Raw genomic sequence first — 14514 nt, forward strand, 5'->3', positions numbered from 1 at the left:
GGAAACGCACCTCTCTATTCAAAGCTTAGTATCAAGCTTTTATTCGGCGGCAACAAACGTATACACGTTTCCTCCGAAATCAACAGCTATCAACGTATTTCCCGAAACGGCTACCGAACCGAATACCGGAGCGCCTGTCGCATGCTTCCAGGCAAACCTTCCGGTCTCCTTATTCACGCCATAGATAGTACCGTCGGAAGCTCCTACATAAACCGTATTGCCTGATAAGACAGGACTTGTCTCGATAGTTGCAGATACTTTACGGGAGTAAGGGGAAGTATATACCAATGCATCTCCGGTATTAAACTTCCATTTAATCTCTAGCGTCTCGCTATCCAATGCGACCAAACCGTCTTTTGCGGAGCCGAAGATGATCTCCTTATCTGTCAGTAACGGTGTTGAGGTTACATCGACACTGAAAGGCAGTTCCTTGCGAACAATCACACGGCCTGTATTGGCATCGAGGATAAAGAAAGACTTGTCGGAGATAAGGTAGAGCAGGTCACCATGAACGGCTGCCGATGCGCCGCGGTTACGCAGACCGTTAGTGTCGGCTGTCCATTTCAACTCACCGGTCTTCAGGTCGTTGCCGTAGAGGGCACGCCATTGGGAAGAGGCGATCAGCATATTCTTTCCTACGGAGAAGGTGGTGGTGGTGCCTTCGCCCTGCCCCCAGTCTTTATTGCGCCAGATCTCACGTCCGTCTTTAGTGTCGATGGCACAAAGACCTTTGCCTGTCCCGGCATACACAACACCGTCGGAGGCAACCAGACCTTCGATCAAAGAAGGCAGGCCGGCTACCGGCAGTTGTTTCTCCCAGCTTAATTTACCGCTTTGGGCATCTACGGCATACAGATATCCCTGGGCGTCTTGTGCCAACACACGACCATTGTCAATGGCGATAGTGTTTTTGATGGAATTACGTGTCTGGTATTTCCAAAGCAACTCGCCCGTTTGTCCGTTCAGGGCATAAATATGAGCATCACCTTGCAGGTTCTCATCGACAGAGGCAACATAAATCATACCGTTGTAAACCAATGGGGAAGTCATATAGATATTGGCTCCAATATTCTTCACCCAGGCCATTTCGAGAGGCGGGTTTACGCTCGAAGAAGCAGTCGCAACATGCTCGGGAGTTCCTAACAGGTTATTCCAGTCGGCTGACAAATCCGGTTTTACATTTGTTGGTTGATAGGTGAATACCGTTTCGGTTTCCGCCACTTCGCCATTGTTGAAGAGTGCTCTTACTTTCAGGGTAGCCATCTTCCCACGTTGAGCAGCCGTAAAGGGTACTTCGGAGTTCCAGCACCAGTCCGTAGCCTGGCTCAACTTACGATTGCTGACAAATGTCTTTCCATCTATCTGACAAGAATAAGAAACCTCTTTCACGGGAGAGACTGACGAATAGACATTCACTGTCACAGGCACAGCACCCGAAGCCAATACCGGAACTTGTCCTTCGGCCGGAGTAGAGATTTGGATACTTTTATCAAGATAAGTGTAACGCAATTCAGAGGTGAAATCACCTTTCTTGTCCACGTGCAGCACGCGGAAAGCGCTGGTAGAATGGTCGATACCTCCCTTGTCCAGGGTAGCAGTAGAGACAGAATAGACGTTACCCTGTTTCTTTATGTAATTGATATGCCAGTGACCGTATACCCAGGCTTTCAGGTTATGGTCATTCAAGTTAATTTGTTCCTGGTCGTTGATACCGAAGATAAACTGGTCGCCGTAAGTCAGCAAGTCATGATTGAATACGACAATGGGCTTGCCTTGCGGGATTTGCGCCAGATCGTTCTTCAGCCAGCGATAGACATCTTCCTTCGTATAGCCCGGCTGATAATCGCCGCCCGCCATCGGAGTCACAATATAATGCACGCTACCGGCATCAAATGAATAAAAGACCGGACCGTAGATGCTTTCGAACAGTTCCTCACCGTATTTTCCTTTTACCAGGTCGTGATTGCCGACACAGTAGAAGATAGGGCAGTTCATATTGGCCGTATTCATCAATTTGATATGGGCTTTCAGACCGTTCTCATAACAGATATCGCCGGTATGGATAATAAAGGCGGCCTCCTCGTTGGAGGTATAATCGCGTACGTTGGATACCCAGTCACCATGATTGTCGGTGTTGAATATCTCCGTATCGGCGATATGCACATATTTATGACTGCCGTCGGATTTTATACCTCCGCTATAGGGTTGCAGCCCGAAATCGTACGAGATTTGGTCGCCATCAATACGGTGATAATGCTTATTGTTTGTTTTATAGCCGGAAGGGGTGGTGATAAAGATGAAGCGTTCCCGTTCGTGGCCGGGTAGGGTGAAAGAGCCGTCGCCAGCCGTCTTTACGACGTTCAGACCGTCAGAAACGAGAACACCTGCCATAGCTTTCTCGCCTTTATCAAATACTCCATTGTTGTTTTTATCGACAAAGACATGCCCAGTGTAGGCTGCATTGGCAAAAGAAGCGATGCCGCTCAGCAGGGCGATGCTCAAGATTGTTTTCTTCATGTTATTAATGTGTTTATTTAGAATATTAGTAGTAAGTTTTCTATTTTCTAATCGTAAAGGTTGTCAACACAAACCCGTGATCAGAAGCATAAAAGAAGTCTTCCCCTTTGAAAGAAAATGTTTCACCCAGAATATTGTCATAGCATTGGGACTCTACTGCCTGTATCGTCTTTCCTTGGTAATAAATGAAGTCGATACGATCCTGGCGATTGACTGTTTCCAGCGAATCGGCATCCGTCAACCAGGTCGTCCCGATATTCTTCACCGGGTCGGGATTAATCTCACGGAAGCTATCCTTGAAGTTAGCAGCCTGCATTTCTTTGGAGACAGTCCAGTTCACGACGGCACCACCGTGATTATACATATCTTTGGTCGCCTCTGTCCAGTCCAGATGCGAGTGGCTGTTGAAATCGCCGCCCATGACGATAGGGATACTATCTGATTCGGCAATCATTGGTTTCAAAGCCCCGAGTATCTTTCGGATTTCTTCATCGCGTGTTCCGGCATCATCCCAAGCCAATATTTCTTCTTCTGATTTATCGGTCGGAACAAGGCGCATATCCGGCAAATAGTGAATCCAAGTATCGAACAGACGGACAGGAGTCCCGTCCATATCAATCTCTACACCTCCGAAATTGAAGGTATCTATCACATCCGGAAATGTATATTTCTTTATGATCGGATAACGGCTGAAGATACAAAGATTACTGGATATCAAATAATAATCATAACCGAGCGAATCAGCAATCATAGGAGCGGCTCCATATGTTTCCACCATCAAGATGACATCAGCCTGACTTTTTTTCAGGATACCGATCGTCCCATCACAGGCTTGCTGTCCATAAGCTTTGGAATGCCCTGCATGCCAAACGTTCCAGGCAAGGACAGTGAGTTGTTGTTCTTTTTTCTGTTCAGAGCAAGAAATAAAAACACTCAAAACAAGTACTACCAAGGTAATACTAACAAAACTTTGTGTTTTCATGTATATAATTTATCAATATTAAATGTAATTCAACCGCAAAGATAGAAAGATAAAAATGATTCAAAAATATATCCCAAAAGTTCACACCTAAAATAAAAGATGTAACTTTTGAGATATATAATATTCATTTCCTACTCAAAGAGTAAAAAAGCGCTCCCGACTATTTAGTCCAAAATTTATTCTGAATTAAGTTTTTGTTCAGTACGATATCTTTTGTTGATATCGGACTATAATAATACTTCGGTTCAATAAAATTCCATTTATTAACCTGAGAAATCAAACGAATATATCCTTTATCTCCACCAGTCAGTTCAAATGTATTTCCTGCCAAAATCTCTATATTCAATTTATATTTTTCCTTATCTGCCTGTGGAATAGCATCGGCATCTGCCTGTGTTGCCACAACTGCATAATCAGGTTGTCCGTCACCGGTCAAGTCAATATAGCCTAATTCACCGATATACATACCCTCCGGAGCTTTTTCCATTAACTTACCAGCACCCCAACGCATTAAATCCGCATAACGGAATCCTTCGCAAGCCAATTCAATACGTCTTTCACGTCTAACTTCCAAAATTGCACCTTTTTGTGCAGAAGTAACATTCGGATAACGATTAGCCTGAACCGGGTCGACATTTGCCATCCAATCTGCCAAAGTAGCCCGAGGCACACCGGCACGATCTCTAATTAAATTGATACTCAAATCAATATCCTCCTGAGTTAATTCTCCTAACTCAGCTTTCGCTTCTGCATACATCAATAAGACCTCTGCATACCGGATCAATGGCAAGTCTGTATAGGCTTTACCCCATTCTGTCTGATCGAATGTCAGCGGAGAATATTTCACCTGCGGATAACCACCGATCGTTATTTTCTGGCGATGAGGTTCTGTTTCACCCGGACGCATAAAACCAGGCATCATGAAAGTTTGTCCCAGGCGGGGATCTCTGTTTTCAAAGATCTCAAGAAATGTTTTCTTATCATAACCAGGCACATCCTGAAATCTTTTTGTCTTACCATCTTCAATTACATAATAATCTTCCATTAAGTCGCGTGACAAGCCGGTTGTCCAATCAAACCGGGCACCGGCACCATGCTTACGTCCTAATTCATTACTGTAATCTTCAAAAATGATCATCTCCTTATTAGAAGAAAGATCCTGACTATTAAACAAAGCCTCATATGCGCCTTCACCGGTAGACAACTCATAATTACCTGTATTCATAATCGCTTTACAAGCATCAGCAGCCACTTTAAAGAAACGATCAGCATCATTCAGTCCTAATTCCGAATGATATTTGCGCCAACAACCTTCTGACAAGGCGATACGTGCCTGCATAGCCAATGCACCACTTCTATACCAACGTGTTCGTGCACCACTTTCATCCTTCATATGAGTTACAGCGAAATCCAGATCGGCCATGATGGAATCAACAACCAACGCACGCGGATCCTGCGGTTTAAATAATTCTTCCGTATCCGTAGTCTGCAAATCACGACTATACCAAGGTACATCCGAATAAGACAATACTTTATCATAATATAACTTTGCTCTGAACATACGAGCCAAGCCGATATAGTGATTAATTTCCGCCATATCACCTTCTGCTTTATCTGCTCTTGCCAGCATAAAGTTGACATTGCGAATACTACCCCATCCCCATACACTTGCATTATCAGGATTCAGCTCTCCTCTCATCTTAGAATAGATACTTGCCTCCTCTACATATATCACATTATCGGATGCAACATCCCAATAATCGGAAGTAACATATCCGTACATATTATTTGTATAGATTTCCAAATCACCAGCCGACTTGAAAAAACCTTCTTCCGTAATGGAAGTCTCGGAATATTTGTCCATAAACGAATCGTTACATCCGCTTAACCCTAAAATGCCAACGAATCCTATCGCAGCTATTTTCATAATATTTTTATTAATAGTCATAACTTTCAGCAATTAAAAATTAGAACGTAACATTTAAACCAAACGAATAAGAACGTTGCAACGGATACATTTGGCCACCCAAACATTCCGGATCCAGTTTATAATGCTTATACAAACCTGTTATTTCACACAAGTTGTCACCAGAGAAGAAAAGACGTAAACGTTGGATATTTGCTTTATCTGTCCACTGTTTTGGCAGTGTATATCCGAATGTCAAGTTCTTCAAGCGAGCATAAGTCGCATTTTGCAAATAACGGGTCTGAGTAAGAGCAGCTTCTGCTCCACCTTCCGCAACATACGATTTAAAACGCGGGAAATAAGCATCCTGACTTGGGTTTTCTTCTGTCCAGCGATCATAATAGTTACCATAAGTAATATTAGTCCAAGGTTGTGCATAGATACCCCAGAAATACAAGTCCCCACTCGGACTGTAATTCTTTTTCAAAACTCCCTGTACAAACAGACTCAAGTCAAAACCATTCCAATCTGCATTCATATTGAACCCGAAACCATAACGGGCACGACTATTACCGATAATCTTATAATCACCATGGTCATCAATTGTCCAAGCGCCTTTATCAATTTTGCCGTCACCGTTTAAATCCTTAAATTTCAAATCGCCCGGTGCAATCGGTCGTGTACCGATATAAGAAGCGACCTGTGTCTGGTCGGCATGGTTATCAATATCTTCCTGAGAAGTAAAGAAACCTTCTGTTTCCAACCCCCAGATAGATCCCATTTCCCAGCCTTCATAATAACTATCCAAAGACCCTGTATCATTCGAGAACTTAGTGATCCAAGAACGACTATCACCGATATTGAAGCTTAATCCGTAATTCAACGTTTTCCCTGCCAGCTTCACATTATCACGCCAGCTAACCGTTAAATCCCAACCGGTTGTTTTCAAGTCTGCCGCATTTTCCAAAGGTTCACTGGTTCCTAAAACATTAGGTAACTCTGCACCACCTGTCAACATATCTTTTGTACGACGAATATATCCATCGACAGTGGCAGTCAAACGGTTATCTAAGAAATTAATATCCATTCCCCAGTCGGCAGTCGTCACTTTTTCCCAAGTTAAGTTACCAGCAACCAGTCCCGGTGCAGAAACACCTATCGGTTGTTTACCATCTAAAATTTGAGATATCTTTCCGGAACCCATAGTAGCCAGATAAGCATAATAGTTCTCTTTCAAATCCTGATTACCCAAACTACCATAAGAGAATCTGAGTTTCAAGAAATTAACAACATCTCGTACCGGTTCGAAAAAGTTTTCCTCCGAAAGTACCCAAGCCACAGAACCGGAAGGGTTGAATGCATACCGATCATCATGTGGGAAACGTGATGTTCCATCATAACGACCATTAAATGCCAAGATATACTTATTGTTATAAATATAATTCAAACGGCCGAATACACTACGCATAGAAAGTGAATAGATTCGTTGTCCGACATTCATATCACCCGAAGCCAATCCCAATGTAGGCAAAGAAGATGAAATCAATTCTTTACGGCTCGCAGAGGTATAATTATCCCGCCAATCTTCCTGGTTGAAACCAACCATCGCCGTGAAATCGTGTTTGTCATTAAACAACTTGTGGAAAGTAGCATATGCATCAAATGTAAGTGTACGTGCATTGGTATGGTTCAAGTAAGCTTGAGATACCGGGTCTTGCTGAGCAGCCGGTCTATCCGGACCATCATAGTAATCGACAGGCAAAGAATATCCCTCTTCAGCATTTTTATTCGTTGAATAGTTGAACGAACCATTTACAAAAAGAACATCCTTGATAATATCGATCTTTGTTGTAAATTGTGTCGAGAAAGTTGTCTTCTGCTGGTTCCAACGACCTCCGTCTACCAAACGCCCGAATACGCTACTACCAGCCTTTGTCCAAGAACCATCCGGATTATAAGTCACATCCAACGGATTGATACGGTTTACTTCCCAATAATAAGAATCTCCCAGATAGTTCGGAGAATCATAGTCTGAATTTACAAAGCTGGTATTATTACCCAACGTCCACCAGTCAGTCAATTTAAAATCCAATTTGGAACGAAGGTTATAACGGTTATATTTATCAGTTCCGTACTTCACCATACCATCCTGAAAATTGTAATTGGCAGAAAAATAATAATTTAAACGATCTGTCTTACCTGAAACATCGACCGTGTGATTGGTAGAAAATGCCAAATTCTTATAAGCCTCATCAAACCAATCTGTACTACCAAAATAAGAATAAGTACCATCCTGATTTAGATAATAAGGAGAAGTGCTCGGATCTTCCGAAACTTTCTTGGCATATGCCAATTGTTCTTCATTGTATAAGTTATACCAAGGGTAAGACATCGTATTACGGGTGGAAGCTACGATATAAGGATCAGTAATTACATCTGCCATCCCCGTTAACCTACGCATTGCAAAATTATTATTATAATTAATTGTCAACTTTTCCTGTCCTGCCGTCTTAGTCGTAACCAAAATCACACCGAATGCAGCACGCGAACCGTAGATAGCAGCCGACGCAGCATCTTTTAAAACGGAAATACTACCGATATCGGTAGGGTTCATTCTGTTTAACTCTTCTGCTGAAGAAACCACACCGTCTATCACAACCAACGGATTACCACCGTTGATAGAAGTCGTACCACGAATATTAAAGCTAGGTGAATCTGTTGCTTGTCCACTACCGATCGAAACAGTCAAGTTAGCAACCGATCCCTGCAAAGCCTGTCCAACGGTCAAAACCGGACGGTTTTCCAATACTTTTTTCGGCACTGTAGCTACAGCTCCGGACAGGTCCGCTTTCTTCTGTGTACCATAACCGATAACTACCACTTCATCCAAAGCCTCGCTATCTTCACTCAAAATCACATTTACTGCAGTTTTACCATTTAAAGCGATTTCCTGCGTTTTATATCCAATATAAGAAACACTAATAACTGCATTCGGAGCGACATCCGATAGAGAGAAATTACCATTGGCATCCGTTATATTCCCCATGGTAGTTCCTTTTACCATCACATTTACCCCAATCAACGGTTCGCCGGTAGCATCTTTTACATTACCTGTTACGGTGATTTTCTTTTCCTGCTGGGGAGCAACGACTGCTACCTGCTTTTTGTTTGTTTCATTCTTGCGAACGATGATTTGGCGGTCATTGATGATATACTCAATGTCCGTTCCTTCAAACATCTTTTTCAATATGGCTTCAACAGTCTGATTATTGACATCCACATTCACCTTTTTATTCAGATTGATGTTTGAACCATGGTACACAAAAATAAATTCACTGTTCTTTTCGATGTAAGAAAATACATCTTTTACAGTCCGGTTATTCATGCGGACAGTCAACGTGGTTTGTTCCGCATAAGTAGAAGCTGCGTAGATAGCAGATCCTCCATAACTTACCAGACATAAGGCTAAACATGCACTTTTAAGAAAATGAGTCGATTTTCGACTGAATTCTTCATTCTTTTTCATACATTTGTAACGTTTTTTCTTTGATACATAAATTAATAGATTAAACAAGAAACTTTAGAACCGAGTGATATGGCCGTATCGTTCGGTTCTTTTTTTTAACTCTAGGGCTTTTACATAGGCATTTTATTTTGATATTATTATATTATTATTTGCATCTGTCTTATACTGAAGGAACATTGACTGGCAAATGATATTGATTACATCTTCCATATTTTCCCGCAAATCCAACTTCCCGGAAATAGGAATATTTCCAATCTCTTCATTATACCAAATGTTACGACCGTAATAACGGGATAACCGATCCAGTGTCTCTCCAACCTTCCGGCCGTTCAACATCATCATATTATCTTTCCAACAGATATATTCAAAAACATCTACCTCCTTTATATCCGTACCTTTATCATTTACTTTAATCATCTGATTGGGAGAGAGTACTGATCTATTATTCTTTCCGGAATTAACCTCCACACTACCGTTAACCAACACAACAGAAGTGAAAGCATCTTCTTTATATGCACAAACATTAAACTGCGTACCGAGTACCTTTACTTCAAACCTGTTGGTTTTGACAATAAAAGGACGAGAAGGGTCTTTCTCTACTTCCAGAAAGACCTCACCTTCTACAAGTATTTCTCTCTTATCTTTTTTAAAGACAGCCGGATAAAAAACACGTGTTCCGGCATTGACATACATTTTCGTTCCATCCGAAAAAGTAATGTCCGCCCGCCGGCCCTTTGGCACGATAATCTGATTGATTTCCTCTTTTTTCTCTTTCTTCTCTTCTGTTATTTCCTTTTTTACGACATGCTGCTCCGCATTTGATTTTCCATCCATATCATATTTGATCGATGATTCATCTTTCAATTGCATCTTATCATCGCTTTCGATCAAAACAATCTCATCGTCGGCCAAAGACGATGTGTTGTTTTCAAGCAAGGCAAGCGACATAGAAGTATCACTCTTCGTATCCATCCAAAAATAAAGGCCTACAGAAAGAAATACAGCTATTGAAGCTGCCACAGACAATATATAACGGGAACGTAATCTGAATGAAGTGCGTGGCTGAGTCGTCCGGACTTCAATCTCCTTCCACGATGCCAGTGCCTCCAGCAAGTTATCAGACTCTGCATCATGAACTTTCCGGAGTAGGTCTTTCCCGGCCTGCTCAAATGATCTTTTATTTAATATGTTTTGCTTTTTATCCACAAGTAACCTCTTTTATCCCTATTACGGGAGAGGTCTCATTTGGTACTCACTTTTTTTGAATAAAATCAATCTTTTTTCAGATATAATCTCTTAAGACTGGATAAAGATCTGAATAACAGGTTTTTACTGGATTGATAATTTATACCCATTATCTCCGCTATTTCTTCATGCTTCAGTTCATTTACATAATACAAATAGATAATTTCCTGCTGATGGGAGGACAGCAGAGAAAAAACCTGCATGAGACGTCTGGCACGGTCATCTGCTTCCGAATCGTCGAAAGAGAGTAAAGGGAATAACTCGTCTGTTATAAATACTTCTTCATACAAGGTGATATCATCAGTCGGTTTTTCCTTTTCCAATGCATCATACAGCTTGTTACGTAAGGCTTTGATCAGATACCCTTTCACATTTGGAGTTGGAGAAAGAGAGGGATAGTTCTGAATCAGTTTAATGAAAATATCCTGAATGCAATCTTTTACCAGATCTTTATCGGAAACCAGTTTGGAGCCATAATTATACAACAAAGAATAAAAGCGGCAATAGATTTCCTTGAAAGCCTCCTTATCCCCTGTCAAACATGATTCCCATAATTTCTCATCGGATATTTGCATATAAACAATTGCTTATAATTTTGTTATAGCGTCTCAACTATAATTGGTGCGCAAAAATAGATACATAGTATTTCACTCATATTACATCAAAATTAAGTAAGCATTAGTATTAAGATTGTATCATTCATAAACCCATAAATAGTATTTATCTTAAAACATATATCTATCTCTTAAAAGAGTTAGGAAATAGTTCTGTTAGAACTGAGGCATATATCGTTAGTTTTTACTAACAAACAATGATTTTGAGCGCTTATAGCTCTCCAGCTATTAACAGATGTTTCTTAAAACATTCATTCTTCCTGTCTATTTAACCTATTATAATAAAAATGAACTATATTTGCATGCGCAAGGGATTTAGTTCTAACAGAACTAAGGTGAAATTTTAAATATAATTGATTTAGATTGCGTACTAACAGAAATAACATCCGGTTCTATAAATAATTTTCTGCCTTACTAATCTGTTTACGAAAGCTATCGGTAATATAATCGATAACTATCAGTAATATTGTCGACAGCTATAAATAATATTACCGATAGCCATCGACAACCAGTTAGTAAGGCAGAAAATTATATACAGGACGGTATCTGAATAGAAGCCGAACCCTTATAAATCTATATAGCTATTATATGGAATTATTTTACTTTAATATGGTCGAACCCTTCGCCATACACACCGATGACGGCACTCTGAGAGACAAATGCTTCCGGGTCTATATCTTTAATCAAGCGGAAAATAGTTGTCGACTCACGCTTCTTGGCCAATACGAACATCATCTTCACTCCCAACCCGGTGTACATTCCGGTCCCGTCTATTACCGTCACACCACGGTGGAGATCTTTATTGATGCGATGTCCAATTTCTTCATATCTCTTGGAAATAATAAAGAACTGTACAGACTGGCGGGCACTGTTTACCACCTGGTCAAGCACAAAGCTGGATATATAAAGTGTGGCAAAACCATAAACGACCTTTTCCCAATCATGCAGTACAAAATAACTGGAAGAAATGATAATCATATCCGTCATCAGAATAACACGTCCTAAAGTGATATCCCTGTATTTATTTATAATAGCAGCGATGATATCCGTTCCCCCCGAACTGCCATTGGCCGAAAAAGCGATACCAATACCACTTCCGCAGAAAGAAGCACCGATGACACAAGCCATAAACGGTTGGTCTTGCAACAAATGCAGATTAGATGTAGCACTTTGAATAATGGGAAGGATAGTAGTCATCACTATTACGGCAAAAATAGTTTTCACACTGAACTTCCATCCCAGAACAATAAGAGAAGCGATCAGCAACCCGCCGTTAATTGCAAAGTACGTATACTGCACATTTATTCCGGTCGCCCAATACACGATAGAGGCGATACCAGGCACCCCTCCGGTAGTAATATCATTAGGCAAAAGGAAAACGGTCCACCCAATAGCATAGAAAAGCATGCCAAGAGCGATCATTAAATAATCGTGCATCTCTCTCAGCATTAACTGCCTTGAGGTAATTGATAATGTTGGTTTCATTTTAAATGTTTATTATATATCCATATTATAAAGATCACCTATCTGCCAAAAAAATTGCAGCCCCGCAAAAACGAAGCTGCAAAATTAATGAAGATTAAATCAATTTAGCGGTATGATTTCGATGAATTTACAAAAACATATTGTTAAATTTCAAATACAACAGGACAACGACATCAATAACTCCATTTATCCTGCCATTCAATGATCGGCTGATCTCCTTCAAAACGGATCGGAAGCCAGATGTAACGCCCGTCGATTGCATTCTCGGGCGTCCAGCGGTCACCCATATAGATGAACTGTCCGGGCTTACCGGGAGCCGGCAATACATAGGTGCTCTGGGAATGGAAAGAAAGGTCGGAGTCTTCACCGACAAACGGATTCTCTAATTCTTCCCAAGGCCCCCAGATAGAAGGTGCGACAGCCGAACGACCGGCATTCGGGGCCCAACCTGTACAACCGGACATGATCAGATAATATTTTCCGTCACGTTTGAACATCGCCGGTGCTTCCATGAAACGTCCGAGGAAAAAGCGGGCATACGTACCGGAATAATTAGTATAATCGTCCGTCAACAGGGAGATATGCAATGTGCTGTTCTCTTCCGAAGAATAAATGTGATAAGCCTTACCATCGTCATCAACAAAAAGGTTCATATCACGCGCCATCTGTCCACCTTCCATATCACGGCCCAGCAGATTCAGACTGTCCGGGTGAGCCGGCAGACTTCCGCCTGTGAATTTACTCCTGTCAGATTCAGGAACTCTCTGTTTATGAATATCCTGCACATTTGTCGGCCAGGAACCGGCATTCGGACGCACGGCACGAAGAAATTTATAAGGACCTGCCACCTTATCGCTTACGGCAATACCGCTGAGCGCACCGGAATATCCTGCCCCTTTAGGCTCCAGATGGAACCACATCACATAGTTGTTATTCTTTTTATTATAAATTACTTTAGGGCGTTCCAGAATACATCCTTTCGCTATGCTATGTGTAGAATCGTCGGTCACAACGGATAAAGCAACGCCTTCGTCTTTCCAGTTATATAAATCTTTGGAAGAGTAACAGTGAACTCCCACCAGCGCATTATTTCCGGCAGTTCCTTCTGTTTTATGCTCGCCGAACCAATAATAAGTATCGCCGTCATGCAGGATTCCTCCGCCATGCGCATTGATATGCACGCCGTTATTATCCGGCCATAGTTCGCCCGGGGTAAATGCACCGCCAGCCTGTTCCGAACCGGACTTTCCTTTACACCCAGCAAAAGCAACAGCAAACAACAGAAAACAGAGTTGTATAATTCTTGTCTTCTTCATATGGCTAGACATCACAAATACGAATACATTTCTCCAGGGAAGCTATCTTATCCTGCTGGCGGGGAACAAACTCCTGCCCTACAAATCCTTTATACCCGGTTTCTACCAACGCTTTCATAATTGCCGGGTAATAAAGTTCCTGGGTTTCGTCAATTTCCGCCCGTCCGGGATTACCGCCTGTATGGATGTGAGAGAAGTATTCATGATACTTTTGAATATTTTCAATGATATTTCCTTCCATGATCTGCATATGATAAATATCATACAAAAGCTTAAAGTTTGGCGATCCGACACGGCGGCATAATTCTACCCCCCAAACAGTATGGTCGCATTGATAATCTTTATGGCCTACACTGTTCAACAACTCCATCGTCAGGACCACATTATGTTTTTCCGCCAGCGGCATCAGACGTTTCAATCCTTTCTCACAGTTTTCCCATCCCTGAAGATCAGTCAGTCCATTCCGCTTTCCGGAGAAACAGATCAAATTTGTCAGTCCGGCTGCCGCCACCTGGGGAATTACCGCTTCATAACTGGCAACCAGTTCGTCGTGCAATTTAGGATCGTTAAATCCACGATCGATACCCAAACCGGCCCCTTGGCACATAGCGACAGTCAGACCGTTTTTTTGTACAACCGGCCAGTCCTTCGGGTCGAGCAATTCGATCGATTCGATTCCTATATTTTTACATATCCCACAAAATTCTTCCAACGGATAGTCACCGAAACACCATTTACTAACGGAATGGCGTACATTACCCTTCAACGGTTCCTTTGTTTCTGCTTTTTTCTTTTTAGCGGGATTTGCTGCTTCCAAACCTGATACGGCAAGTGCTGCCCCGCCTACTAATGCGGTCTTAATGGCTGTTCTTCTTGAGATGTTTTCCATGTTATTCAGAATTGATAATTAATTAGATGGTACA

The 14514-nt window shown here is 41.7% G+C and carries 9 protein-coding genes; all 9 read right to left on the bottom strand.

Features of this window, described 5'->3' with window-relative positions:
* Nucleotides 1-39: 39 nt before the first annotated feature.
* A complete protein-coding gene (locus DWW91_RS04460) occupies nucleotides 40-2517 on the bottom strand; it encodes a PQQ-binding-like beta-propeller repeat protein (protein WP_122327064.1) in 2478 nt (825 codons plus the stop codon).
* A gap of 40 nt (nucleotides 2518-2557) precedes the next feature.
* Nucleotides 2558-3499, bottom strand: coding sequence for an endonuclease/exonuclease/phosphatase family protein (locus tag DWW91_RS04465; protein WP_009860352.1), 942 nt, complete (start codon nucleotides 3497-3499; stop codon nucleotides 2558-2560).
* Nucleotides 3500-3659: 160 nt separating this feature from the next.
* Nucleotides 3660-5447 carry a RagB/SusD family nutrient uptake outer membrane protein gene (locus DWW91_RS04470; RefSeq protein WP_009860353.1) on the bottom strand — a complete coding sequence of 596 codons (1788 nt, stop codon included), beginning with the start codon at nucleotides 5445-5447 and terminating at the stop codon, nucleotides 3660-3662.
* 19 nt (nucleotides 5448-5466) lie between these two features.
* Nucleotides 5467-8931 (bottom strand): TonB-dependent receptor, encoded by a 3465-nt coding sequence (locus DWW91_RS04475; RefSeq protein WP_009860354.1) that lies wholly within the window; start codon nucleotides 8929-8931, stop codon nucleotides 5467-5469.
* A gap of 123 nt (nucleotides 8932-9054) precedes the next feature.
* Nucleotides 9055-10137: a FecR family protein gene (locus DWW91_RS04480; RefSeq protein ID WP_046145925.1), complete on the bottom strand. Its 1083-nt coding sequence runs from the start codon at nucleotides 10135-10137 to the stop codon at nucleotides 9055-9057.
* Between the two features lie 65 nt (nucleotides 10138-10202).
* Nucleotides 10203-10751, bottom strand: a complete 549-nt coding sequence (locus DWW91_RS04485) for an RNA polymerase sigma factor (protein WP_046145924.1) — start codon at nucleotides 10749-10751, stop codon at nucleotides 10203-10205.
* 633 nt (nucleotides 10752-11384) lie between these two features.
* Nucleotides 11385-12275 carry a YitT family protein gene (locus tag DWW91_RS04490; protein ID WP_009860357.1) on the bottom strand — a complete coding sequence of 297 codons (891 nt, stop codon included), beginning with the start codon at nucleotides 12273-12275 and terminating at the stop codon, nucleotides 11385-11387.
* A 173-nt stretch (nucleotides 12276-12448) separates the two neighbouring features.
* Complete coding sequence (locus DWW91_RS04495) at nucleotides 12449-13591, bottom strand: glycoside hydrolase family 43 protein (protein WP_122327090.1); 1143 nt, start codon at nucleotides 13589-13591, stop codon at nucleotides 12449-12451.
* A 4-nt stretch (nucleotides 13592-13595) separates the two neighbouring features.
* Nucleotides 13596-14480 carry a TIM barrel protein gene (locus DWW91_RS04500; protein ID WP_046145923.1) on the bottom strand — a complete coding sequence of 295 codons (885 nt, stop codon included), beginning with the start codon at nucleotides 14478-14480 and terminating at the stop codon, nucleotides 13596-13598.
* Between the last annotated feature and the right edge of the window lie 34 nt (nucleotides 14481-14514).

Origin of the sequence: Parabacteroides sp. AF17-3, assembly GCF_003635445.1 — a bacterium.
GTDB lineage: Bacteria > Bacteroidota > Bacteroidia > Bacteroidales > Tannerellaceae > Parabacteroides > Parabacteroides goldsteinii.